General features: G+C 64.5%; 23 protein-coding genes. 14 read left to right on the plus strand and 9 right to left on the minus strand.

Going from position 1 to position 23478, the window contains the following annotated elements; genetic code table 11:
• Positions 1-89: 89 nt before the first annotated feature.
• The 5 genes from rbsB to AB4Y35_RS22255 all read left to right on the plus strand — a co-directional run bounded on the left by rbsB (position 90) and on the right by AB4Y35_RS22255 (position 8687).
• Complete coding sequence (rbsB, locus tag AB4Y35_RS22235; protein WP_324162576.1) at positions 90-1055, plus strand: ribose ABC transporter substrate-binding protein RbsB; 966 nt, start codon at positions 90-92, stop codon at positions 1053-1055.
• 197 nt (positions 1056-1252) lie between these two features.
• Entirely contained in the window at positions 1253-2281 is a 1029-nt protein-coding gene (locus AB4Y35_RS22240; RefSeq protein ID WP_368705945.1) for a substrate-binding domain-containing protein, read from the plus strand.
• 95 nt (positions 2282-2376) lie between these two features.
• On the plus strand, positions 2377-4344 hold the full coding sequence (locus AB4Y35_RS22245; RefSeq protein WP_368705946.1) for an amylo-alpha-1,6-glucosidase: 1968 nt from the start codon (positions 2377-2379) through the stop codon (positions 4342-4344).
• Positions 4345-4436: 92 nt separating this feature from the next.
• Positions 4437-7166, plus strand: coding sequence for a glucosidase (locus tag AB4Y35_RS22250; protein ID WP_368705947.1), 2730 nt, complete (start codon positions 4437-4439; stop codon positions 7164-7166).
• A gap of 201 nt (positions 7167-7367) precedes the next feature.
• Entirely contained in the window at positions 7368-8687 is a 1320-nt protein-coding gene (locus AB4Y35_RS22255; RefSeq protein WP_368705948.1) for a tetratricopeptide repeat protein, read from the plus strand.
• On the opposite strand, the gene AB4Y35_RS22260 is transcribed toward AB4Y35_RS22255, so the two are convergent.
• Positions 8678-8836 (minus strand): hypothetical protein, encoded by a 159-nt coding sequence (locus AB4Y35_RS22260; RefSeq protein ID WP_342921728.1) that lies wholly within the window; start codon positions 8834-8836, stop codon positions 8678-8680. The genes AB4Y35_RS22255 and AB4Y35_RS22260 overlap by 10 nt on opposite strands.
• Between AB4Y35_RS22260 and AB4Y35_RS22265 the strand changes: the two genes are divergently transcribed.
• Positions 8835-10019, plus strand: a complete 1185-nt coding sequence (locus tag AB4Y35_RS22265) for a TIGR03118 family protein (protein WP_368705949.1) — start codon at positions 8835-8837, stop codon at positions 10017-10019. The two genes, AB4Y35_RS22260 and AB4Y35_RS22265, sit on opposite strands and share 2 nt — an antisense overlap.
• Before the next feature lie 157 nt (positions 10020-10176).
• Positions 10177-11382: an NAD(P)/FAD-dependent oxidoreductase gene (locus tag AB4Y35_RS22270; protein ID WP_368705950.1), complete on the plus strand. Its 1206-nt coding sequence runs from the start codon at positions 10177-10179 to the stop codon at positions 11380-11382.
• A 96-nt stretch (positions 11383-11478) separates the two neighbouring features.
• Here the strand turns inward: AB4Y35_RS22270 and AB4Y35_RS22275 are convergent, their stop codons facing one another.
• Positions 11479-11994, minus strand: a complete 516-nt coding sequence (locus tag AB4Y35_RS22275) for an Rrf2 family transcriptional regulator (RefSeq protein ID WP_028204661.1) — start codon at positions 11992-11994, stop codon at positions 11479-11481.
• A gap of 198 nt (positions 11995-12192) precedes the next feature.
• Between AB4Y35_RS22275 and AB4Y35_RS22280 the strand changes: the two genes are divergently transcribed.
• Positions 12193-12573, plus strand: a complete 381-nt coding sequence (locus AB4Y35_RS22280) for a BON domain-containing protein (protein ID WP_368705951.1) — start codon at positions 12193-12195, stop codon at positions 12571-12573.
• 173 nt (positions 12574-12746) lie between these two features.
• On the opposite strand, the gene AB4Y35_RS22285 is transcribed toward AB4Y35_RS22280, so the two are convergent.
• The gene (locus tag AB4Y35_RS22285; protein ID WP_368705952.1) at positions 12747-12962 is read right to left on the minus strand and encodes a hypothetical protein; all 216 of its coding nucleotides are present in this window, start codon (positions 12960-12962) and stop codon (positions 12747-12749) included.
• Positions 12963-13443: 481 nt separating this feature from the next.
• Here AB4Y35_RS22285 and AB4Y35_RS22290 point away from each other — a divergent pair, with 481 nt between their 5' ends.
• Complete coding sequence (locus AB4Y35_RS22290) at positions 13444-13737, plus strand: phasin family protein (protein WP_368687952.1); 294 nt, start codon at positions 13444-13446, stop codon at positions 13735-13737.
• A gap of 81 nt (positions 13738-13818) precedes the next feature.
• Positions 13819-14016, plus strand: a complete 198-nt coding sequence (locus AB4Y35_RS22295; protein ID WP_028204658.1) for a hypothetical protein — start codon at positions 13819-13821, stop codon at positions 14014-14016.
• A gap of 58 nt (positions 14017-14074) precedes the next feature.
• On the opposite strand, the gene AB4Y35_RS22300 is transcribed toward AB4Y35_RS22295, so the two are convergent.
• On the minus strand, positions 14075-14242 hold the full coding sequence (locus tag AB4Y35_RS22300; RefSeq protein ID WP_368705953.1) for a hypothetical protein: 168 nt from the start codon (positions 14240-14242) through the stop codon (positions 14075-14077).
• Positions 14243-14440: 198 nt separating this feature from the next.
• Here AB4Y35_RS22300 and AB4Y35_RS22305 point away from each other — a divergent pair, with 198 nt between their 5' ends.
• The 3 genes from AB4Y35_RS22305 to AB4Y35_RS22315 all read left to right on the plus strand — a co-directional run bounded on the left by AB4Y35_RS22305 (position 14441) and on the right by AB4Y35_RS22315 (position 15862).
• Positions 14441-15034 (plus strand): DnaJ domain-containing protein, encoded by a 594-nt coding sequence (locus AB4Y35_RS22305; protein ID WP_368705954.1) that lies wholly within the window; start codon positions 14441-14443, stop codon positions 15032-15034.
• An 83-nt stretch (positions 15035-15117) separates the two neighbouring features.
• Positions 15118-15447, plus strand: coding sequence for a hypothetical protein (locus tag AB4Y35_RS22310; protein WP_342921722.1), 330 nt, complete (start codon positions 15118-15120; stop codon positions 15445-15447).
• Positions 15448-15565: 118 nt separating this feature from the next.
• Positions 15566-15862 (plus strand): H-NS histone family protein, encoded by a 297-nt coding sequence (locus AB4Y35_RS22315; RefSeq protein ID WP_368687950.1) that lies wholly within the window; start codon positions 15566-15568, stop codon positions 15860-15862.
• 37 nt (positions 15863-15899) lie between these two features.
• On the opposite strand, the gene AB4Y35_RS22320 is transcribed toward AB4Y35_RS22315, so the two are convergent.
• Positions 15900-16661, minus strand: a complete 762-nt coding sequence (locus tag AB4Y35_RS22320) for a YoaK family protein (protein WP_368706136.1) — start codon at positions 16659-16661, stop codon at positions 15900-15902.
• A 238-nt stretch (positions 16662-16899) separates the two neighbouring features.
• A complete protein-coding gene (locus AB4Y35_RS22325) occupies positions 16900-17475 on the minus strand; it encodes a hemerythrin domain-containing protein (protein WP_368705955.1) in 576 nt (191 codons plus the stop codon).
• Between the two features lie 1203 nt (positions 17476-18678).
• On the opposite strand from AB4Y35_RS22325, the gene AB4Y35_RS22330 reads away from it, so the two are divergent.
• The gene (locus AB4Y35_RS22330; RefSeq protein WP_368705956.1) at positions 18679-18909 is read left to right on the plus strand and encodes a hypothetical protein; all 231 of its coding nucleotides are present in this window, start codon (positions 18679-18681) and stop codon (positions 18907-18909) included.
• 469 nt (positions 18910-19378) lie between these two features.
• On the opposite strand, the gene AB4Y35_RS22335 is transcribed toward AB4Y35_RS22330, so the two are convergent.
• The 3 genes from AB4Y35_RS22335 to AB4Y35_RS22345 form a co-directional block, all read right to left on the minus strand.
• The gene (locus AB4Y35_RS22335; RefSeq protein WP_368705957.1) at positions 19379-20746 is read right to left on the minus strand and encodes an FAD-dependent oxidoreductase; all 1368 of its coding nucleotides are present in this window, start codon (positions 20744-20746) and stop codon (positions 19379-19381) included.
• A gap of 2 nt (positions 20747-20748) precedes the next feature.
• The gene (locus AB4Y35_RS22340) at positions 20749-21390 is read right to left on the minus strand and encodes a PadR family transcriptional regulator (RefSeq protein WP_368705958.1); all 642 of its coding nucleotides are present in this window, start codon (positions 21388-21390) and stop codon (positions 20749-20751) included.
• A gap of 96 nt (positions 21391-21486) precedes the next feature.
• Positions 21487-23403 carry an SMP-30/gluconolactonase/LRE family protein gene (locus AB4Y35_RS22345; RefSeq protein WP_368705959.1) on the minus strand — a complete coding sequence of 639 codons (1917 nt, stop codon included), beginning with the start codon at positions 23401-23403 and terminating at the stop codon, positions 21487-21489.
• Positions 23404-23478 lie beyond the last annotated feature (75 nt).

Here is a 23478-nt window from a genome sequence, read left to right on the forward strand (position 1 = left end):
CTCCATTCGCGTGGCGCGGCAGTTTCGCATCAATAGATATCCTGAGTTTTTTATCTCCACATACTCGACAAATAACGAGGAGGAAGACTATGCATAAGCACAATTCGCCGTCGATCTCGAAACTCTTTGCGGCGCTTGCCGCCGGTTCGCTCGTGCTGGGCCTCGCGGCCTGCTCGAAGGAAGGTCCGGGCAGCACCGCCGATGCCGGCGCGTCGGCTGCGGCGCCGGCTTCGGGCGGCGCGGTCACGGTCGGCCTGTCGATCTCGACGCTCAACAATCCGTTCTTCGTCTCGCTCAAGAAGGGCGCCGAAGACGAAGCGAAGAAGGACGGCGTGACGCTCATCACCGTCGACGCGCAGAACGATCCCGCCAAGCAGCAGGCGAGCGTGGAAGACCTGATCGAGAAGAAGGTCAACGTCATCCTGATCAACCCGACCGATTCTTCGGCGGTGGCCAACGTCGTGAAGGAAGCGACGAGCAAGGGCATCAAGGTGATTTCGCTCGACCGCAGCGTGAACGGCGCGGAAGTCAGCTCGCATATCGCTTCGGACAACAAGGCGGGCGGCAAAATGGCTGCTGATTTCCTCGCCGACAAGCTGGGCGGCAAGGGCAACATCGTCGAGCTGCAAGGCATTCCGGGTTCGTCGGCGGCCAACGAGCGCGGCGCCGGTTTCGACGATGAAATCGCAGCCAAGGGCGGCGTGAAGATCGTCACGAAGCAGCCGGCCGACTTCGATCGCGCCAAGGGCCTGTCGGTGATGGAAAACATCATCCAGAGCAACAAGGACATTCAGGGCGTGTTCGCGCAGAACGACGAAATGGCGCTGGGCGCGGTCAAGGCGCTGCAGGCTGCGGGCCTGAAGAACGTGGCCGTGGTCGGCTTCGACGCCACCGACGACGCGATCGCCGCGGTCAAGGCCGGCCAGATGGCCGCGACCGTGCAGCAGCAGCCCGAACTGATCGGCCAGTATGGCGTGCAGGCCGCGAAGAAGGTGGTCGACGGTCAGCCGGTCGACAAGTTCATCCCGGTGCCGCTGAACCTGTACAAGCAGTAAGCACGTTTTCAGGCGCGCGCGAGCGTAGTACCATCGGACGCGAAGATCTTCGCGTCCGCGCGCGCTTGAGAGCGACCGCGCGCCCCGTGCCACACGGGGCGCTTTGTTTTTGGGCTTGCCCGGGCTCCCAGCCGCGTCGCGGGCTCTTCGCTCCCGCGTTCACCCGATCCCCAACCCACACCTAGCAGGAACGCCGCGTGTCCCAGTTCGAGCGTCTGACTATCGACGACATTGCCCGCCTCGCGGAGGTTTCGCGCACCACGGCCAGCATGGTGCTCAACGGCAACGCCGAGCGCTACCGTATTTCGGCGGCCACGGTCGAGCGCGTGCTGCAGGTGGCGAGGGACCATCATTTCACGCCGTCGCAATCGGCGCGCGCGCTGCGTTCGCGGCGCAGCAACACGATCGGCCTCGTGATTCCCGATCTGACCAACTCGGCGCACGCCGCGCTCGCCCAGGCCATGGAATGGCAATGCCGCGAGCGCTACCGGTATCAGCTCGTGATCGTGACGAGCGACGAAGATCCGGTGCGCGAGACCGAGGGCCTCGCGCATCTGGTCGCGCAGCAGGTGGATGGCGTGGTGGTCGTGCCGTGCACCGCCGATGCGCCGCGCTACGACAAGTGGGTCAAGCGTCTGCCGATCGTGTTCGCCGACCGCCGCGTGGCGACGAGCGCGATTCCCTATGTGATTACCGACGCCGCCGAAACGGTGGCGGCCCTGGTGGGCGAGACGATCGAGCAGGGCGTGCGGGAAGTGGTGTTTTTCGGCGGCCAGCCCGAACTGTCACCGAGCCGCGACCGCCTGGCGGGCTACCGGCTCGCGCTCGAGCGCCACGGCATTGCGGAGCAGGCCGACTGGGTGTTTCAGCGCGACTACCAGCGTGAGTCGGGCTATGCGCTGATGAAGGCCTGGTTCGAAGCGCATGGGCGCTATCCCGAGGCGCTGTTCGCCGGTTCGATCACGCTGCTCGAAGGCTTGCTGGAGTTCGTGAACGAAGCACACCAACTCGCCCAGGCGCCGGGCTGCGTGATGACCTTCGACGATCATCAGCTGCTCGACTGCCTGCCGCTTCGCATCGACGCCATCGTGCAGGACAGCGCTCAACTCGCGGAACATAGCCTGCGTTGCGTGTTTTCACTGCTCGAAGGCGAGGGCGCACCCGAGTCCATTCAGGTGCCCGCGCAGATCCATTACCGGCAGCGGCGCGGGCGAACCGTCGAATGACGGGGCGGTGCAACTGCGCCGACTTTGACGCTCACGGCAGCCCGAGGCGAACGGGAGTATCGTTGCGCAGATGATCCACGAGGGTAGGACATCCGATGACGCGTCTTGACAGCCCCATCGATGCGCAGCGCCTCGACGACGAATGGCTCGAAGCGGACGGCGCTGGCGGATTCGCATCCGGCACCGTCGGCACCGCGCGCACGCGCCGCTATCACGCGCTGCTGCTCACGGCCAGGCAGCCGCCCACGAACCGCGTGGTGCTCGTCAACGGCATCGAAGCCTGGCTCGAGGACGGGGAGCGCAAGACCGCACTGACGATGCAGCGCTACGCGCCCGATCTGCTCTATGCCGATACCTCCGAGCGCATCGCGAGCTTCGACTCCACGCCGTGGCCCACGTGGCGCTACCGGCTGGACGGCGGCGCCATGCTCACGGCAGAAGTGTTCGTGGCAAAGGCGAGCCGCGAGACCGTGCTGCGCTGGCGGCTCAATGCGCCCTCCGGGGCTGGCGGTGCCGTGCTGAAGGTCCGCCCGCTGATCTCGGGCCGCGACTATCACGGGCTCCACCACGAGAACTCCGCGTTCGACTTCAACGCCCGGATCGACGGCGAGCACGTGCGCTGGCAACCGTACGGCGATCTACCGGCCATCGTCGCGCACTCTAACGGCGGCTATACGCATGCGCCGGACTGGTACCGCAACTTCTGCTACACGTGCGAACGCGAGCGCGGTCTCGACTACACCGAGGACCTCGCGACGCCAGGCGTGTTCACGTTCGATCTGCGCGAGGGCGACGCGGTGATGCTGTTGCGCGCGCAACCATCGTCCGGTGCACCTGCGCCGGATACCACGCTCGACAGCGGCGAAAGCGCGGCGAGCCGCGCGCAACTGCTCGCCGGCTTTGAAGAAGTGCGCCGGGCGTCGTTCGGCTCGCGCCTGCAGCGGTCGGCCAGCGCCTATGTCGTCGCGCGCGGCGACGGCCGCACGATCGTCGCGGGCTATCCGTGGTTCACCGACTGGGGCCGCGACACGTTCATCGCCATGCGTGGTCTGCTGCTCGCGAACGAGCGCTACGAGGAGGCGGGCGAGATCCTGCTCGAATGGGCGGCGACCGTATCAGAGGGCATGCTGCCGAACCGCTTTCCCGATGCGGGCGGCGCGCCCGAATACAACTCCGTCGACGCATCGCTGTGGTTCGTCGTGGCGGTGCACGAGTACTTCGCGGCCGGGAACGTGCCGCACGAAGCGCGGCATGCGCTGCAAGGCGCCGTCGATGCCATCCTCGAAGGCTATGCGCGCGGCACGCGCTACCGGATCGCGGCCGATCCGCGCGATGGCCTGCTGCGAGCCGGCGTGCCGGGCATGCAGCTCACCTGGATGGATGCGAAGGCGGGCGACTGGGTGGTCACACCGCGTATCGGCAAGCCGGTCGAAATTCAGGCGCTTTGGATCAACGCGCTGCGCATTGCGGCGGCATGGGATACGCGCTGGCGCGAACTCGAAGCGCGCGCCAGCGCCTCGTTTGCCGGGCGCTTTGTCGATCCGTCGACGGGGGCGCTATTCGACGTGGTCGACGTCGACCACGTAGACGGCACGGCCGATCGCTCGATCCGGCCGAACCAGATCTTCGCGGCAGGCGGTCTGCCGTTCGCGCTGCTCGAAGGCGACGCGGCGCGCCCGGTCGTCGCGCAGGTCGAAGCCAGGCTGCTTACGCCCATGGGGCTGCGCACGCTCGCGCCGTCTGACCGCGCGTATCGCGGGCAGTACCGTGGCGGCGTGCTCGAGCGCGACGGCGCCTATCATCAGGGCACCGTCTGGCCCTGGTTGCTCGGCCCCTTCGTGGACGCCTGGCTGCGCGTGAACGGCGATACCGCGGCGCAGCGCGCGCTCGCTCGCGAGCGGTTCGTCGCGCCGCTGCTCGCGCATCTCGACCGCGCCGGGCTCGACCACCTTCCCGAGGTCGCCGATGGCGATGCGCCGCACCGGCCTGGCGGCGCGCCGTTCCAGGCTTGGTCGCTCGGCGAACTGCTGCGCGTCCTGAAACGGCTCGGCGACGCCGGCTAGTCCGCAGCCGAAGCGCCGCGCGCACGCCCGGCGGGCAAACCGCGCTAGCATGGGAGACTCGCGACGCTTGCGCCGCGCCCCAATTCAAGGAGATGCCCATGCTGCAGCGCGCCGCCGGCCTCATCCACACGGTTGAAGGCCAACGCCTCTACTCGGCCGATTACGCCCGCTGGCAGCGCTGGGGACCGTACCTCAGCGAGCGCCAATGGGGCACGGTACGCGAGGATTACAGCGAGCACGGCACCGCGTGGGACTACTTCCCGCACGACCACGCGCGCATGCGCGCCTATCGCTGGGGCGAGGACGGCCTGGCCGGTTTCGGCGACGAGCGGCTGGACTGGTGTTGCTCGCTCGCGCTGTGGAACGGCCTCGACCCGATTTTGAAGGAGCGTCTGTTCGGCCTCACGAATCAGGAAGGCAATCATGGCGAGGACGTGAAGGAGCTGTACTTCTACCTCGACAGCACGCCGACGCATTCGTACATGCGCATGCTCTACAAGTACCCGCAAGCGGCGTTTCCCTACCAGGACCTGGTCGACGAAAACGCGCGGCGCGGCGCCGGCTCGCCCGAATATGAAATCCTCGACACGGGCGCATTCGATGACGAGCATTATTTCGATGTACAGATCGAATACGCAAAGCACACGCCGGAAGACATCGTCATGCGCGTGACAGTCGAGAACCGCGCCGGGCAGCACGCATCGATCGATGTGTTGCCGCAGTTCTGGGCGCGCAACACGTGGTCGTGGAAGGCCGCAGGCAGCAAGCCGTCGCTCGCGCTCGTCTCGTCGGCCGGCGGCGAGCACGTCGTGGCGCACTGTGGCACGCACGAGCCGCTCGTCGTGACGGCTGCCGCGCAAGGCGGCGAGCGTGTCGAGTGGCTGTTTTGCGAGAACGAGACCAACGTGAAGCGGCTCTTCGGCATGGACGGCGCGGGCCCATTCAAGGACGGCTTCGACGACTACGTCGTGCACGGCAACCACGACGCGATCCGGCGCGACGCCGGCACGAAGGTGGCCGCGCGCGTGCATCTCGAGATCGCGGCGCACGGGCGCGCGGTCGTCACGTTCCGCTGGCGTCCGCTGTCCGCGCCGAAGGACGAGGTGGCGCTCGATATCGACGGCCTGTTCGCGCAGCGCATCGCCGAAGCGGACGCGTTCTACGACGCGCTGCAGCGCGACATCGAGAGCGCCGATGCGCGGCTCGTGCAGCGCCAGGCGCTGGCGGGCATGCTGTGGTCGAAGCAGTACTACCAGTACGACGTGAACCGCTGGATGGCAGGCGACCCGCTGCAGCCGACACCGCCCGCCGCGCGCCAGAGCGGGCGCAACGCGGACTGGCGGCATCTGTGCAACGCGGACATCCTCTCGATGCCCGACAAATGGGAGTACCCGTGGTACGCATCGTGGGACCTCGCGTTTCAGGCGGTCGCGTTCGCGCTGGTCGATCCGATGTTTGCAAAGAAGCAGATGCTGCTGCTCGTGAAGGACCGCTATCAGCATCCGAACGGCCAGTTGCCCGCCTACGAATGGGCGTTCGGCGACGCGAATCCGCCCGTGCACGCGTGGGCGGCGTGGCGCGTGTATGAAATCGATCGCGCGATCACCGGCAAGGCGGACCGGGATTTTCTCGAGCTCATCTTCCACAAGCTGCTGCTGAATTTTTCGTGGTGGGTGAACCGCAAGGATGCGGACGGCCACAACATCTTCCAGGGCGGCTTCCTGGGGCTCGACAACGTCGGCATCTTCGACCGCTCGTCGCCGCTGCCGACAGGCGGGCACCTCGACCAGGCGGACGGCACCGCGTGGATGGCGGCCTACGCGCTCGACCTGATGCGCATCGCGCTCGAACTCGCGTTCGCGAACCATGTGTTCGTCGATATCGGTGTGAAGTTCTTCGAGCACTTCCTGTATATCGCTGGCGCGGTGAGCTGCGACGACGGCTGCGAGACGGGCCTGTGGGACAGCGTGGACGAGTTCTTCTACGACAAGCTGAGGCTGCCGGACGGCACCAGCGTGCCGCTGCGGATGCGCTCGATCGTCGGGCTGATTCCCTTCTTCGCGGTGCGCGTGCTGGAGGAGCGGGTGCACGGCGGCCTGCCGGGGCTGCGCGAGCGGCTGGTCTTCTTCCTCCAGCACCGGCCTGACCTCGCCAGCCTCGTGTCACGCTGGAACGAACCCGGCAAGGGCAATTCATTGCTGCTCTCGCTATTGCGCGGGCACCGCATGAAGGCACTGCTGCGGCGCATGCTCGACGAAGCCGAATTTCTCTCGGACCACGGCGTGCGTGCGCTCTCTCGTGCCCATCTCGACGAGCCTTTTGTTTACCGGCACAACAGCTGCGACTTCCGCGTCAAATACCTGCCGGCCGAATCGGATTCGCGCGTATTCGGCGGCAATTCGAACTGGCGCGGCCCGGTGTGGATGCCGGTCAACTATATGCTGATCGAGTCACTGTACGAATTCCACCGCTACTATGGCGACGATTTTCGCGTCGAGTATCCGACCGGCTCGGGCAAGAAGCTTTCGCTCGCGCAGATCGCCGACGAGCTGGCGCGCCGCGTCACGACGCTCTTTCTGCTCGACCGCAACAACGAGCGCCCGGTGATGGGCGCGTACCCGCTGCTGCAGGCCGATCCGCGCTGCCGCCATCTCGTGCTGTTCCATGAGTACTTCCATGGCGACAACGGGCGCGGCGTCGGCGCATCGCACCAGACCGGCTGGACCGGACTCGTCGCGCTGATGCTGCAGCCGCGCATGATGAGCCCCTCGGGCAACGTGCCCGTGGCGGGCGAGGTCGAAGACGTGGAGGCGGTGAAGTAAGCGCGCGTTCGCAGGTGTGTGCCGCGAACCGGCACTCGCCGCGTTCAAGCGTTGGTCAGGAGATAACACCCGCCACGCGCGACGTTCACAAACATGGCCAAAACGGCGGCCAGCAGGGCTTTTTAGAGCGCTGGCACATTCGATGCATTCACGCCGACCGACAGTTGGGCCCAGCCAACTGCAGCCGAGTCGAGGTGCAACATGTCGAGCGTTCCGGATCGCAGGCCCGCGGGTCTGTCTCATGTGTTGTTTCTGGTCGGGCTGATCGGCCGCGCGCCACGGGAGTTGTGGCCCTTTGTGCTCACCTGGGTCATCGCGGTACTGACCGTGCCCTTTTGCTGGCTCGTCATCTCCGGCGCGCTCACGCAGCACGTGCTGGTGCCGCCAGTGGAAACACCGAAAGCGCTGGCCGAGACCGGCTATACCCCGGAATTCCTGGCAGAACGAATTCTTTCGGCGATGCGCGGAATCAGCAGCGACAGCGAGGCGGTTCCACACGATGTCTCGCTGGCCGATAACGACAGCCCGGACATCAAGCTGCCGGGTCAAGACATGTCCTATGCCTCGATCGTCGGCTTTCTGAAATCGACGCTGTTCAGGAACAAGCAGGACGTGGTTGTCCATATCGGCATTACGCATGTGAGCGGCAGCGCGGATGGGTATGTCGCGCATATCCAGATCGAAAACGGCCCGTTCAACGCCATGCACGACGACGTCGCGTTCACCGGTAAGGACTTCAACCAGTCGGTGCGGGACATCGCGATCGAGGTCATGCGGCTCGTCGAACCGAATACGCTTGCGAGCCATGTGTTCACGACGGTGCAAAAGACACGGTGTTCGCCGGGCCAATGCGACTACAGCGACGTCGAAGCCATTTATGACGATGTCCTCAGCCGGCCTGGCTCACCGCAACGCCAATGGGCGCTCGCTGGAAAAGGCTGGCTGCTGCTGCGGCAAAATCGTGCTGAGGAGGCGGAACAGCAGTCACGCGACGCGCTGTTGCTGTATCCACACTCGGCCGTCTTGCGCGCCAATCTCGGTATCGCGCTCGAGCAGGAGCACAGCATCGACGCCGCGATCAAGGAGCTTCGCGCGGGCGCTCACGAGCGGTGGAGCACCGCGGAGAACCAGCGCTTGCTCGGCGACGTCCTGTTGCACGCGCACCGGTATGCCGAAGCGCTTGGCGCGTTTCGCCGCGCCGATGAAATGCACCACGACGACGTGAACATCCTGCATGACTGGGGAGAAGCGCTCATCGACAACGGACAATACGAGGCGGCGATCATCAAGCTTGCGCGCGCGGTGGAGCTTCGTCCCGATCTCGCGCCCTCGTATGAACTTTGGGGGCAGGCGCTGGAAGGAGAAGGCGATTTCTCTCATGCCGCGCAAAAATATGCCGCAGCGGACAAGCGCGACAGTGGCGCGCTGACGCCGCACGAGAAACAACTCGCCCTGCTCGGTACGCCGCGCAGATCGCCGCCGGTATCGGCGAGTCTGGAGGCGCCCGATAGTCACACATAGCGCTCGTTGCCCGCCACGTGTTTTTCGCTAGCTAGTTCAGTCATTGCGGTCGCCAGAGAAGCAAGCCCTGTTTCTTCGCTGGAATAAACGCTGCATCCTCCTCGTTCTTTGTCCGTTAGTCCCCTGGATTGAACGAGGAGTGCGGTCATGAAGTCTCTACTCGCCGTATTCGGCGTCGTAGCATGTGGTGCGGCCATCGCGACGCTCGTATCGTGTGGCGGCAGTTCCGGTTCCAACTCGGGTTCCAGCAGTGCGAGCGTGCCCGCCCCGTCGTCGTTCACGGCGACGGCGCTCGTTTCCGATGGCGCGGTGGCGGCCGCGCACATCGACGGGAATCTGAAAAACCCCTGGGGTGTCGCCTTCAATCCGAACGGTTTTGCCTGGGTCGCGGACAACGGCACCAATGTCGCCACGCTCTATGACGGCAACGGCGTGCCGCAATCGCTGATCGTCGCGATACCCAGCGGCAAGAACGGCACGGCATCGCCCACGGGCATCGTCTTCAACGGCACACAAAGCTTTACCGTCACGGAAAACGGCAAGTCCGGCCTCGCAGCGTTCATCTTCGCGGGCGAGGGCGGCACCATCACCGCGTGGGCGCCAACGGTCGGGCCGACCAACGCATTCGTCATGTACGACGACGGCACGGGCGGCGCCGTGTACAAGGGGCTCGCGCTCGCGACGATGAACAACGCGAACTTCCTCTACGCGACCGACTTCCATAACAACAAGATCGACGTTTTCAATACCTCGTTCAACAAGGTGACGATGCCCGGCGGCTTCACGGACCCGACGATGCCGGCCGGCTTCGCGCCGTTCGGCATTCAGGCGATCGGTTCGAATCTGTTCGTCACGTATGCGATGCAGGACGCGGCGAAGCACGACGACGTTGCAGGCGCGGGGCTGGGCATGGTCGACGTGTACGACACGGCCGGCAACCTGAAGCAGCGCTTCGCGACGGGGAGTCCGCTCGACGCGCCATGGGGCATTGCGCAAGCGCCCGCGAACTTCGGCTCGATGAGCGGCGCGATACTGATCGGCAATTTCGGTAATGGCGCAATCAACGCGTTCAATGCATCGAACGGCCAGTCGATGGGGCCGCTCAACGGGTCGAACGGCAATGCGCTCGTCGAATCCGGCGTGTGGGGCATTGCGTTCGGCAACAACCTCAGCAATCAGCCCTCCAATACGCTGTTCTTCGCCGCGGGGCCGAACGACGAAGCCGATGGCGTGTATGGACGAATCGATCTGAATGCGACGCCGAACCCGGCCACGGGTACGGGTACGGGTACGGGCACGAGCACGGGAGCAGGGACGGGCATGGGCATGTAGCGCCCGGCCACGCAACATGGTTGCCTGATTCGTCAACAGTGCGTCCCAAACGGGGGCTTGCGCATTTAAACTACGACTCATAGAATCCGAGTTATGCGTTGCGCAGGCGCGGCGCGAGTCCACCGATATCCCGTATCCCTGCATTGGAGAAGCACACATGTCGAAGCGTATTCTTGTTATTGGGGCCGGCTTCGCCGGCATGTGGAGCGCGCTGAGCGCGGCGCGGCTGCTCGATGAGCAGGAGCGCACGGACGTGGAGATCACGCTGGTCGCGCCGGACCCGCATCTGCATGTCCGTCCGCGTCTGTACGAAGAGGGCCCCGCGAACTTCCGGGCGCCGCTCACGGAGATCTTCGATGCGACTGGCGTCAAGTTCATCCAGGGCACGGTCGAGCGCATTCACGTGGAGCGCCGCGCGGTGGATCTGACCGATGTCGACGGCCAGTCCTCTACGCTCGGCTACGACCGCCTCGTGCTGGCCACTGGCAGCCGGCTGTTCCGCCCGTCGATTCCGGGCCTGGCCGATCACACCTTCAGCGTGGACCAGACCGACGAAGCGGTCGAACTGGAAGCGCACATCCGCAGTCTGGCCGGCCAGCCGGACTCGCCCGCGCGCAATACCGTGGTGGTGGCGGGCGGCGGATTCACCGGCATCGAGACCGCTGCGGAAATGCCGGCACGCCTGCGCGCGGCGCTGGGCGAGCGAGCGAATGTGAAGGTGATCATCGTCGAACGTAACGATGCGATCGGCCCCGATCTGGGCGCGGGCCCGCGTCCCGTGATCGAAGAGGCACTGGGTTCGCTCGGCGTGACGTGGAAGCTCGGCTCGGGTGTGGCTTCAGTGGATGCCGGCGGCGTCACGACAACGGACGGCCAGCGTATCGAATCGCACACGGTGATCTGGACGGCCGGGCTGCGTGCGAGCGCATTGACCGCGCAGATTCCGGGCCGCCTCGACGCCATGGGACGTCTGCATGTCGATCGCAACCTCGCGGTGGAGGGCGTGCCCGGTGTCTACGCGACCGGCGACGTCGCCCGCGCAGCCACCGACGACGAAGGCAATCACACGATGATGTCGTGCCAGCACGCGATGAACCTGGGGCGCTCGGCAGGCCACAACGCGGCCGCCGATCTGCTCGGCCTCGCGCCGATTCCGTATAGCCAGCCGAAGTACGTGACCTGTCTGGATCTGGGCCCGTGGGGCGCGGTCTATACCGAAGGTTGGGAACGCGAAGTGAAGTTGCAGGGCGCCGAGGCGAAGAGGCTCAAGCGCCAGATCAACTCCGAATGGATCTATCCGCCTCGCGCGGACCGCGAGCAAGCGCTCATCGCCGCAGATCCGCTGCGCATCGTGGTTGCCTGATCCTTCAGGATAACGACGGATCGGATTGGACGCGGAAGCCTCGTTGAAGGCTCCGCGTCTTTTCGCATGCTGGAAGGGCCTGTCAAGCGACGGATGTTACCCGCGCCGATTGGCGGCGCGCTCCGTGAACCAGTCCACCACGTGATGGTGATAGCTGGCAGGCGCCTTGGAATACGCGCGGGTGGCGAGATCGGCAATCGAGTGTTGCTTGAGCTCTGCGCGCATGGCGCGCTCGGCGCCCTGCATCACGGCATGGATCGAGCAGGTGCCGCGTGTGGCCCATGCGGGCGGCTCGTCGTCGAAAACGGCACATTGCCGGCGCACTTCGCGACAGTCGAAGAGCGCCTTTTCGCCGTCGATGGCGTCGACGACATCCAGCACCGAAATATTGCGTGCGGGTTTCGCGAGTCTGAAGCCACCGCGTATGCCTTCGGTCGACTCGACGATGCCGGCTTTGGCGAGGCGTGTGAAGAGCTTGGCGGCGTAATCGACAGGCACGCCCTGCATTTCCGCGAGGTCGCGCACGCTCGCCTCGCGCACGCCGGCGGACGTGCCGGCAAGATAGAGCAGGCAATGCAGCCCGTATTCGACGCCGGTGCTGATGTGTGACATGGTTATACGACGACTTTTTGTATCGGAGTTGTTAGGGTAGCGCAGTGCGGCGCCGAAGTCATCCGCTGCGTCTGCGTGTGCGCTCGGGCAGCCATCGGGGCGGGGCAGGCCATCGTGAACGCGACGCGTGAATACCTGTGCGAACATACGCGTAGAGGCGGCGCTTTTCCTCGGTTGACTCGACCCGATGGAGGCAGCATGAACAGAAACGGTGCGAATGGAACGATCGGCGCGATGGTGTTCGTGGCTATCGCGAGCTGCGCTGCCAATGCGAACGCGCAAACCGGTGTGAGCGAGCCGGCCGGTGTGGCCGTGCAACGTGTCTCGGCATCGACACCCGGAAGCCGGCCGGATACCTCGGTGGTGCGTGACGTTCGCCGTGCCATCAGGCGCGTTCCGGATCTCGACGATTCGGACATTCACATTCGGGTCAGCCATGGCGTCGTCACGCTCTCGGGCACCGTCCCGGAGACCTGGCAGATCTCGCGCGCGGGCAATGCGGCGAGGCCGGTGCTGGGCGTGACGGCCGTGAGAAACCGGCTGAAAGCCCAGAAAGAGGACGCCGCGGCCAGCGAGTAGCGTCTCGCCCGCGCTTCCATCCGAGGCAACGCCGCCAGAAGGCGACTCGCGATCTTTCCTTACCCCGGCGAACGCTCCCCAGGAGCCAGTTCAAACCTGGCTTGCGCTGACGCAGAATACTGTATAAATTCACAGTATGTGTTTACGTCCAGTAGGAGCGTCGCATGGAATCGCTAATTCGCATTGTGAATGACGAAGACCGTCAGGCGTTTGAATGGCTGGTGGCAAATGTAGGGGCGGATCGCGTTGCCGCTGCGACCCGGCGGCTTGCTGGCGGAGGGAAGCGGCCGTTCGTTTCCGCGCTGTGCCGATACCTCGGCGCGTGGCCGCCTGCTGCGCGTCGGGCCCGCAAGGTCGAGCCCGTTCATACGGCCGTTGGCGATCTGCATCTGGCGCGCATACGCGAGCTGCTTGCGCAACGCAATGCGGTGAAAGTCAGCGCCCATTGATTTGCCCGTTCACCCTTGCTTGAGGGCGCAACAGCGCTGCACTCACAATCCGCTTGCGATGAATCCTCATCGCAAGCGGTACCTTGTTTGACTTCTTGCCTTACCACATAGCGCAAAACCCGTAATTCGTCTTTTCTTGTCTGACTGGCTGAGATCCAGGCTGACAAGTCAACTTTTCACAAGCCTGTTCTGCACTTGCCGCCGCCATACTTCGGGGTGAATCCATCCGCGTAATAAATTGGGGAAACTCCTGACTCAACTAGCATTCATGAGGCGGATTTAACAAAGTTAGAATCAAGGCTCTAGATCGACACCGGCATTCGCTTCTGAATGAGCAACGCCACTCGCGTTGAGAAGCCATACATCAAACGCGGTCGATACAGACATAACGATTGATGAAATGCACGGGGGGTAAATTAGTATGTCTAATCAAAAATTCGCGGCGGCGGGAAGCGAATCGTGGGCCGCAAAGTTCACTACGTTGACCGGTCATCTATTCGATGGCTTTTGTGAACTCTCACGCCTGAATCTCGCGACTTGCAGGTCGATATTCGCTGGCTCGCAACAGCACTTCGAAGGCATGTTGTCCGTGCAGACGCCCGAGCAATTTGTCCGCAACCAGGTCGAGATGTTGCCGTGGGTTGCTTCGCAGGCGGCCGGGTACACGCGCGCATGCATGGACATCGCGGCGGAGACTGCGGCGAAGCTGCGGTAGCACGCATCGCATTCGGGCCGCGAGTGCGCTCGCAGCCGCGAAGAAGCGTGATCAAACAGGATCAAGCGGGAGGGAAATGACATGTTGAGCCCCCACGAACTTGCCACGTTGATGCTGATAAAGAATGCGCCGGGGCGGATCGAGCCGGACCGGGAGGAACTCGGTGCGCTTCGCGATCTTCACCTGGTCATCGTCGATACGCCCGAATCCGGCTTCCCTACGCCCCGCGTGACGCCTCAAGGCGATGCGCTCCTGAGAGCGGTCGCCCGCGTGCGCTGATTGGCGGTCGAGACCGCATAGTCTGTCACACGGACAGGCTATATTCAGAGTGCGTTGCTCACAATTGGGTTGCGATCCGCATGGATCCGAGGAGGCTGACGTGGACCAGTCCTGGCTGGGTATGGCTGCCGGCACGATCGTGCTCGTAATAGCGGCAGTTGGTGTCACCGCTCACTATCGGCGCGAACGGCGCAGGGCCGATTTGCTGCGCAATCTCGATCACCACGACTGGTGTCGCTGGACACGGGTTCGACGCTGAGTACCCGGGTGCTGCGCGCTGGTGGCGCAGGCGGATTTCGATTTCCGCGGCCCGTTTGCTTAGGACAATTGACCGGTTGCCGGTTGGCGATCGTCATCGCATGCGCGGTGCATCTGCGGACGACATGCTACGATCGACCGGATCTCACTTCCATTTGTGCGAGCCATGGCGACGTTGTATGACTTGCTGGGCGTAAGCGACGACGCGAGCGACGCAGATATCAAGCGGGCCTACCGCAGGGCCGCGATGAAAGCGCATCCCGACCGTAATATGGGACGCGAAGCCGCTGCTCATGCGCAGTTCCAGGAGATCAAGGAGGCTTACGCGATTCTTTCCGATCCGGCGCAGCGCAGCGTCTACGACGCGGTCTATGCCAAGGAAATGGGGCGTATGGCCCATGAGCGGGAAGAAGAGGCGCGTTTGCAGGAGGCCGCGCGTCAGGAGGCGTATGCGCGGCACGTGAGCGTGGCCATGCGCTTCGCGGAGCAGGGCTACAACCGCGACGTCGTGTTCGGCGCACTGCTCGCGAGTGATTGCGAATCCCAACTGGCCGGGCGCATTGCCGATGGCGCTATCGCGCTGCACCTGTCGCGTCAGGCGGACAGCGCCGCGTCGCGCAATGCCGCAGAGCCGGACCAGGCCGTGCCGCCGTCTTCGTCGCACGGCGCAGGCGACGAGGAGTCGCAAAAGTCCGACGATCGTCGTCACGCCAACCTCTTTAGTACGATCTGGCACGGTATGTTCGGGCTACATCCCTGAACGCATCCCGCTGCCAAAATGCGCCGAACAGGCAGGAGCGGGGGTACGATAGTGATCGACATACTACTCAGCGTGGCCACCCTATGACTTCGAACACACATGCAGCCCGCGATGTCGACACAGAGGCGTTGGCGACCTTGTCCGAGTACCTGGAGATTGCGCTCGACAAGGGGGGAAGCCTGATTCTCGTTCGCACGCCTGGCGGGAAAAACGAGGTCTATCTGGGCGATCCCGCGCTGTTGCCGGAAGACTGGGCGCACCTCGGCGCGATTCCGGAACCCGTGGCCCGGGCGATACTGGAGGGCACGCGCTCCGGGCTCAACGAGCTGACTATCCAGGCGCAAAGCTATCGTTTCGTACGGTTGTTCGCCCAGGTTGCCGATGCGGGGGCAATCGTCTTCGTCACGGCCTGAACGGTCTGCCGCGTGGGCTTGCTGTGCCCGCTGCGCATGTCGCGTGATCACGTTGGAAGGGGGGGTGAGCGAAAGCCACTATGATTGGCGAATGGTGTCCACGCGCAGGAGACGATTCGTGGCAACGTACAAGGAACTGAAGGCGCAACTCGCGGAACTCGAGCGTCAGGCGGTCGTCGCCCGTCAACAGGAGTTCGAGACGGTTCTCGCCGATATCCGCGCAAAGGTGGCCGAATTCGGGTACACGCAGCAGGACATCTTTGGTAGTCGTCGCGGCAGGTCGGGGCTTTCGCATAGCGCGGCGCCGCCGAAATATCGCGATCCCGCAAGTGGCGCGACCTGGTCCGGCAGGGGACGCGCGCCGAACTGGATCAAGGACGCGAAGAATCGCGACCGGTTTCTGATAAGCGAATGAGTTGGCGGGTATTGGCCGCCGGCGACCGACGTATTCGTCAAAACAGGTCGCGCAGCGGCAGGCGACGCAAATCGTCGGTCACCGGCACGCTCGCCAGGATCACCAGCAGCATCGACAAGGGCACGCCCGCGGCAAATCCAAAATGCCGGAAAGCCACGGCGCCCAGCGTTCCGCCAAGCAGGAACATTCCGAGCAGGGAGCCGAGTACGCGGACGCGCTGCATGTCGGCCGCCACGTGATGCGCTGCTGAAGACGGCACGCCCCAGTTCCAGTAGAGCGCCTTCCCAAGTTCGATTCCCAGATCCGTCACGATGCCGGTCACATGCGTCGTGCGGATTTCGGCCTGTGAGATTTTCGTGATCATGGCGTTCTGCACGCCCATCATGTAACAGAGCACAGCCACCGTCAGCGGCACGAAGAGAACGCGATGGATGCCGGGATTCGCGCCGAGCGCGGCGAAGCAAAGGAGCAGGGCGGCTTCGAGCAGGAGTGGCAGTGCGTAGACGCTGCGCGCGCAACGGCGGCGTCCCCAGTTGATCAGAATGGCGGACGTCGCGGCGCCACTCGCGAAAGCAAGGATCGAACTGATAGCGGACAACGCGATGCCGCTCTCGCCGAGCGCGGTGCTGTCGGCAAGCGACGAGACGATGCCCGACATATGCGACGTGTATTGCCCAACGGCGAGGAACCCGCCGGCGTTGATTGCACCGGCGACCCACGCCAGTGCACGGCCAAGCCGCAGGTTGGCCCGCTCGGTGCGTTCGACAGAGGTGAAGCTGCGCAGATAGTGAATGGGCACGACGGCGTTCCGGGCTACGAGCGTCGAAACGCACAGTGTACGACGCGGACTGATTGCACGGCCCAAGCTCATCTTGCGTTTGGGGTGCGGTTGTTTGCCGCAGGGCCTGCCACGTTGCCGTGAATTCGTGTAGTCCGTTTGCAGATGTTTTTTCGCGCTAGACCCAGGGCTCGATCGAGCGTCCGCAAGTCCGGACGGGCGGCGAACCACGATGCACATCGCGTGAAGTCGCTCAGGCTTACGCTTCGGGCATCGTCTGGACGATCAATCTGTAAAGATCGTTAAGATTGTCTTCGGTCTCCAGACTCTCGAACGGATCGCGATTCGCGCCGAACGCCTCGTCGATCGCCACCCAGTCCGACAGCGTCAAATAACGTTGCGCGCCGGGCAGGATGACGGACTCTTCCAGGTGCCGGTGACTGGCGTAGAAGTTCGCGTAACCATACACGCCCTCGCGCAACGCCGGCAGCATGTCGGCGCCGGCCAGTTCATAGCGTGTGAGTGCGCGTTCGAGTGCATGAACGCGCAGCTTGCCTTCCTCGTGCTGGCGCGCGAGTTCCCCGATGACAGCGTCGAATACTTCGGTGCGATTGCGAAGCCGCGCGAACAGGTATTGCTCCTCTTTGGGGTGATGAACCTGCTCGGGGAATTCGCTGATGTAGTAGAGCATTGCCCGCATCAGCATGGCGCTGCGTGGCCCGGAGCCGGACGCCATGCCATCGACCACACTCAGCATGCCGCTGACGATACTCGTCAGGCGGCGGTGTTCGCTCAAAGTCACTTGTGTCGCATTGCGTCGGGTGGCGAGTTCCATGTCGGGCTCCGGGAGAGGAGCGGCCGACCTGGAGCAAGGGAGCGGAGGGAGTGGGGACGGCGCTGCGTGGTCAGCCGCGGCTGATTCACTATGCGCCCGGCGTCTCACAATGCATTGATCTTGATCAATTTGTACTCGTGCTGCGGGTCGCTCATCGGCGCTGCTACACAAGATTTCGGCACGGCGATGCGTCACCGTGCCGAATCCGAAGCGATGCGTCGCGCGAGAGCATGAATGCGTTTATGGCGTGCTCGTTGGGGTCAGGATCGGTGGTTCGTACCCGCCCGTGTCCACCGCGAAACCCGCTTTGGTCGTGCCGCCCACGCCAGGCGAGCCTGAGTTGTTCGCGGCCCGTGCAGGACCGGCGCCGTGGCCCGCGCCGCTGTTCGTACCGGATACACCCGGCGGACCGTAGTCGTTCGCAACCGGCTCGGCAGCTGGCCTTGCGACCGCAACGGGGGGCGGACGCGGTACGCTCGGCGGCGGCGCGTAGTTCGCCACCGGCGCAGTGGGTGCCCCGGTGGTTGTGCCCCGGACCGACGTGGTCGCGCTCGGCGGCGGGGCATTGTCGCTCCCGGCTGGCGTGGGTATCACCAACGCATTCGGACGATAATCCGAGTGCGGCGGTGGGCTATATGCGTTTGTAACCGGTGCGTCGATGATCGGCGCAGGTGGAGGAGGCGGCACGATTTCGACCATGGCCGTCCGTGCACTCATACCTGGTGAGCCGCCGCGGCCCATAGGTCCACCGGGGCCGCCTGCACTCGCGCTACCTGAGGAGCTACCCGCACTCGAACTACCGCCTGCTCCAGCGCTACTGCCACCGGCGCTGCTTCCACCGGCGCTGCTTCCACCGGCGCTACCCGCACCGGAACTGCCTGCGCCGGAACTGCCCGCGCCGGAACTGCCCGCGCCGGAACTGCCCGCGCCGGAACTGCCTGCGCCGGAGCTACCTGCACCGGAACTGCCTGCGCCGGAGCTGCCTGCACCGGAACTGCCCGCGCCGGAACTGCCCGCGCCGGAACTGCCTGCGCCGGAACTGCCTGCGCCAGAGCTACCTGCACCGGAGCTACCCGCGCCGGAACTGCCTGCGCCAGAGCTACCTGCACCGGAGCTGCCTGCACCGGAGCCCGAGCTTGATCCCGATCCCGAGCCTGAGCTTGATCCAGAGCCCGACCCAGAGCCTGAGCCCGACCCAGAGCCGTGGCCACCGCCCGCACCAGCACCAGCACCAGCACCAGCACCAGCACCAGCACCAGCACCAGCACCAGCACCCGCGCCGCCGCCATTGCCGCCGCCGTTGCCGCCGCCATTGCCGCCGCCGTTGCCTCCACCATTACCGCCGCCGTTCCCTCCGCCGTTCCCGCCGCCCGCACCATAAGCGGCACCCGACAGGGCCAGGGCGAGCACCCATACCACGGTCTGCTTGGTTGATCGGTTCATCGTTCCCCCCTATTTCGCGCAAGCCGCTTCAAATGCCCGACTTGCCCGCGCAAAACCGCTCCGCGCGTTGGCCAACAGGCGCGCAAGCGATGTGCCGCAACGCGCTCCCCCGCTGCGTGTCGTCGGCATGGTTCAGAAGGACCATCTTCATCGCGACGCCGCCCCTCATAAGCGGAACGCAATGACGTATCGCTGCAGGATACGGCGATTAGAAAGCCACGTCTTCGCTCACTTGATTCGCATTGCGAATCAATACAATTCGTATGATTTGCCGACTCGGTAAACGACGTAGCCTATAGGTGGATTGTCCGGGCTGGCAGCTGAGATGGGCCAGGTTGGCGAAGAAATGCTAGCGAATGGCGTGGGTTCGGGCAAACAAAGCGCTTTCACCGAACGCTTTTAATTAAGCGTGAAGTTGGCGACATCCGGACGTGGGCGGGGTCAGGCCCGGCCGCATGTCCTAATGCGAAGCCATCGCGTCTTCTTCTTCGCTGCCGCGAAAGCGGTTTTCCGAATCGATCATGCGCCGCTTCAGTGGCGGCACATTGTTGACGACGCGCATTGCCGTGCGCATCGCACCGAGCGCGAAGCGTCCGACAATGGGCCGATGTATTGCGTCGCGCTCGTCGAACTGTTTGCGCGATTCGGCCACCGCGTGAAAGCCATAACGGCGCATCTGCGTTTCATAGCCGGCAATCGCATTCACGAGCGCCAGTTCGCCGCGCGCTACCCGCACGAGTTGCGAGCCGAGCAGTTGCGCATCGCGCAGCGCGGTATTCGCGCCGACGCCTCTGCCCGGCGTCATGAGATGAATCGCGTCGCCGAGCACGGTAACGTTCGAGGCCGCCCAGGGCTCGACGGGCACCGACGTGCGCACGTCGAGGGCGAAAGTGGTCGAGAGGTCCGACGCGCGAATCAACGCGCGCAGATTGGGATGCCAGCCGTCGGTCATCTGCATGGCGAGCGCGAGCCGCGCCGGCGCTTCGAGCTTCATCGGGTCGGCGGGGACGTTGCGGCGCGCGCCCCACACGCCCCACATCAGGTAGTCGCGCGTGTTGTCGTAGAGCAGGCCCGGCCAGCGCTCGATCAACGCGGCGTCGTTGCCGCCCACGCCGGACCTGGCGCCGCCCTGGTCCCAGTTGAACGCCATCACGTGGATGATTGCGCCGTAGCCCTTCGGCGCCGAGATCAGCGTAATGCTGTCGCGTACCTTGGCCGGCAGCAGCGCGCGGTTTTCTTCGGTCATTGGCACTTTGGCCGCGATGCTCACGATGCCGGTGTTCTCGAGCCTTGCGTGCGGCAGCAGCTGCCTTCGCACCTTCGAGCGCGCGCCGTCCGCGCCGACGAGCACATCGGCGCTCGCGCTCGTGCCGTCGGCAAAGCGCGCAGTCACGCGGCCATCGGCGTGCCGCTCGTATTCGGCAAAGGTCTTGTCGAAGTGCACGCGATCTTCAAGGCCGCTGAGCAGGACCTGACGCAGCGTCATGCGGCTCACGGACTTCCCGCCATCGATCTCGCTTTCACCGATCCCGACTGAGAGCAGCTCCGATAAGCGCTCCGTCAGCATGTTGAAGTAGCGTGGCGTGCGCGCACAGGTGGCGAGGAACGTAGCGAAGAGTTCAGGCGGCAGCGCGGCCTTCAATGCGGCGAGGCCGTGTGGGTCGATACCGACGCGATAGCCTTGCAGACCGTCGACACGCGTGCGATCCCGTTCGTACACCTGAACGTCGATGCCGGCACGTTGCAGGCTGTGCGCGAGGCACAGGCCGCCGGTTCCCGCGCCTATGATCATGACCGAGAGTGGAGTTTGCGGGCTGACGTTCGACATGGCTATTTCTCCTTCGATGACTCGCGGGCTGCAGGCGCGTCGGACGGCGGTGCGAAACGCTCGGCGAGTTCGCGCAGCCACGGCTCGCTCCACGTGAGATGGCCGGCTTTCAGGTCGTCCACGACGCTCGTGACCCAGTCGAGCTCGGTCTTGAGCGACGCTCTCATGAGTTCGCCTTCGAGCAGGAACAGGCGCGGCACCTGCATCGCCTCGGCGCCTGCGTACAAGGCGTCCATGCGGACGAGTTCGCGCGTGAGGGCCGCCACGCGCGTTTCGAGCTGGCGGCGGGCGTCTTCGGGCGGCAGCAAGGGCAACAGCGAGAGTGCCGCCGGAAACGCCGGGAATTCGCGCGCGGGCTGCGCGAGCTGCTCGCGCAGCCACAGGCGGGCGGTGTCGCGCCCGGCGTCGGTGATCTCGTAGATCGTGCGCTCGGGAAACGCGCCGTCGCGCTCCGTTTCCCGCACCGCGATCAGGTCGCCGCGCAAAAGCCGGTCGATCGTCTGATAGAGGCTGTTGCGCTGCCGCACGTTGACGACTTCGTCCTTGCCGCGCGCCTTGATGAGCTGCTGCATCCGGTAGGGATGCATCGGCGCTTCGGTCAGCATGGCGAGAACGGCGAGGGCGAGCGGCGAATGTCGGAGCATGGCGGGCTAGTAACTTTGTGTATAGTTATATTATGACTAGATGCGTGGGAATGCAAGGCGGCGCGCAAGCACGCGAATCGCCTGCAAGGACAGCCGTTACGGGTGCCAGCGATAAACCACGACGCTCGATCCGTTGTAATTGTCTTTCGTGACGACGTATTCGCCGGTCGAGCGCAGGTACGCGCGGATGCCGTACATCGAATCCACGTCGTTGCCGACATCCATCGCCGTCGGGTTCGAGTTCGTCAATGTCGTGACGAGACTGCCGGTGTTCAGGTCGAACACGTCGATATTCGGTACCGTATGCACGTAGCCCACGAACAGGTAATGGCCCGCTGCCGCGATCGATTTCGGATTCGCGCTGGTGAGATCGATCACCGGGCCCGGCGCGCTCGTGTTGCCCGCTTTCCAGCCGCGATAGATCTCGATGTGCCCGTTCATGGCTGTCCAGTCCCAGCTCCCCGCAATGCCTTGCGCGAGGATCATCGTGTCGCTGTCCGACTGATAGATGATGCGCGTGAGCGGGCGCACGGTCCGCGGGATCTGGATCGTGCCGGCGGCGCCCCATGATGGCTTGCCGTTCGCGTCGAAGCCGGTCAGCGGGTAATGGTAGATCTGGTTGGTCCGGTCGAGGCCGGCCCAGACGTCGCCGTTGCCGTCGATCGCGAAGCCACCCGTCACCTTCGTATTCGTATTGAACGCCTTGCCCGGGATCGAGCCGTCGGGAATGGCAATGTACCCGCTCGACGGCTGGAAATGAAAGAAGTTGAAGGTGTCGGGATTCTGCCCGGAGGCGACGAGAATGCGGTTGCCGCCCACCACCACGAGTTGCCCGAAAAGCTGGCCGCGCTGATAGTCGTTCATGTTCAGGCGCGGGTCAGTCGGCCAGCTGAATGGATCGATCGTGTTTGCGACGAACGTGCCGCCCGATGTACCCGTGTAGATGGTGTTGCCGCTGTAGAAGTTCGCGCCATCGGTTGCCGGGTCGGGTGCCGCGATCGCCTCGAAATTGAGCGCTTGCAAAGTCCACTGCAGCGTGCCCGTTGAGTTATACGAATGAATGTCGGTGCTGCCGTTGCGGCCGAGGTCCCAGTCGCCGCCCCACGCGTTGTTGAGCACGTACAGATTGCCCGCTGCATCCTTGCCGATACCGGCGACGCGCGTGAAGCGCTTGTCGCCGACCTGCCCCTTGATGCCCGTCGTGGTGTCGAGATAGCCGCCCTGTACACCGAACGTGCCGACCAGCGCCGGCACCCCGGTCAGGGCATAACACTTGATGTTCATGTCGGGACCTTCGTCGCCAACCAGCAGCTGGTTCGTCGGAGCGTCGAAATCGAGCGCCGATGGCCGCCCGCCCGCGGCCATCTGGATCGTGTTCATCGCCGCGCCAGCCGGGCTGAACTGTGCAATCACACCGGCGTTCGCGCGTGCGACCCAGAGGTTGCCCGCACCGTCGATTGCGAGTGCACCGGGTTGCTGGACGCCGATGTCGCGTTGCCAGACGCCGTCGGTCGTGTACACCCGTACGCGGTTGCCGTAATAGTCGCTGGCATAGAGGAGTGTGCCCGCAGTCGCGAGGCCGGTGATCACGTCCGCGTTCTGGATGCCGGTCCAGGTGCTCACGGCAATGCGAAGGTCACGGGTGTTCGAGCTTCGGCTGTAGCGGCCCACCGATCCGCTGCCGTACGCCCGGCTATAACCGAGCGCGACGAAGATCGACGTCGCGTTGCCTGTGATCGCACTGCCCTGGAACTCGTCGTGCGCGCCGATGGTGCCGAGCGTTGCGCCGTTCTGGTAGAGCGCGACGCCACCCGCGTTTTCGTCCCAGCGCGATGACGTATAGATGACACCTTCGGGCGCGACCCACATCGAGCGCGCGCCGTTGCCGACGTGTGCGGCGAGCGTGCCGAAGGTGTTGGCGAGCCAGTCGGTCGTGTATTGCGCGTGACCGGCAGGCGCGATGGCGGCGACGAAAAGCCCCAGCAATGCTGTGCGAATCCGCTTCTTGAACATGCGCTGGGCTTCCCATAGACATCGCGCCGCGATGGCATGAATCGCGGCGCATAAAGTGACCGATAGTGAAGCCAC

The sequence above is a fragment of the Paraburkholderia sp. EG286A genome, assembly GCF_040965375.1.
Taxonomy (GTDB): Bacteria; Pseudomonadota; Gammaproteobacteria; order Burkholderiales; family Burkholderiaceae; genus Paraburkholderia.

Bases quoted from the DNA above. Each gene is read 5' to 3' on its own strand.
- rbsB (WP_324162576.1), top strand. From the start codon at position 90: ATGCATAAGCACAATTCGCCGTCGATCTCGAAACTCTTTGCGGCGCTT.
- AB4Y35_RS22245 (WP_368705946.1), top strand. From the start codon at position 2,377: ATGACGCGTCTTGACAGCCCCATCGATGCGCAGCGCCTCGACGACGAA.
- AB4Y35_RS22250 (WP_368705947.1), top strand. From the start codon at position 4,437: ATGCCCATGCTGCAGCGCGCCGCCGGCCTCATCCACACGGTTGAAGGC.
- AB4Y35_RS22255 (WP_368705948.1), top strand. From the start codon at position 7,368: ATGTCGAGCGTTCCGGATCGCAGGCCCGCGGGTCTGTCTCATGTGTTG.
- AB4Y35_RS22265 (WP_368705949.1), top strand. From the start codon at position 8,835: ATGAAGTCTCTACTCGCCGTATTCGGCGTCGTAGCATGTGGTGCGGCC.
- AB4Y35_RS22260 (WP_342921728.1), bottom strand. From the start codon at position 8,836: ATGACCGCACTCCTCGTTCAATCCAGGGGACTAACGGACAAAGAACGA.
- AB4Y35_RS22270 (WP_368705950.1), top strand. From the start codon at position 10,177: ATGTCGAAGCGTATTCTTGTTATTGGGGCCGGCTTCGCCGGCATGTGG.
- AB4Y35_RS22275 (WP_028204661.1), bottom strand. From the start codon at position 11,994: ATGTCACACATCAGCACCGGCGTCGAATACGGGCTGCATTGCCTGCTC.
- AB4Y35_RS22280 (WP_368705951.1), top strand. From the start codon at position 12,193: ATGAACAGAAACGGTGCGAATGGAACGATCGGCGCGATGGTGTTCGTG.
- AB4Y35_RS22285 (WP_368705952.1), bottom strand. From the start codon at position 12,962: ATGCAGATCGCCAACGGCCGTATGAACGGGCTCGACCTTGCGGGCCCG.
- AB4Y35_RS22290 (WP_368687952.1), top strand. From the start codon at position 13,444: ATGTCTAATCAAAAATTCGCGGCGGCGGGAAGCGAATCGTGGGCCGCA.
- AB4Y35_RS22295 (WP_028204658.1), top strand. From the start codon at position 13,819: ATGTTGAGCCCCCACGAACTTGCCACGTTGATGCTGATAAAGAATGCG.
- AB4Y35_RS22305 (WP_368705954.1), top strand. From the start codon at position 14,441: ATGGCGACGTTGTATGACTTGCTGGGCGTAAGCGACGACGCGAGCGAC.
- AB4Y35_RS22310 (WP_342921722.1), top strand. From the start codon at position 15,118: ATGACTTCGAACACACATGCAGCCCGCGATGTCGACACAGAGGCGTTG.
- AB4Y35_RS22325 (WP_368705955.1), bottom strand. From the start codon at position 17,475: ATGGAACTCGCCACCCGACGCAATGCGACACAAGTGACTTTGAGCGAA.
- AB4Y35_RS22335 (WP_368705957.1), bottom strand. From the start codon at position 20,746: ATGTCGAACGTCAGCCCGCAAACTCCACTCTCGGTCATGATCATAGGC.
- AB4Y35_RS22340 (WP_368705958.1), bottom strand. From the start codon at position 21,390: ATGCTCCGACATTCGCCGCTCGCCCTCGCCGTTCTCGCCATGCTGACC.
- AB4Y35_RS22345 (WP_368705959.1), bottom strand. From the start codon at position 23,403: ATGTTCAAGAAGCGGATTCGCACAGCATTGCTGGGGCTTTTCGTCGCC.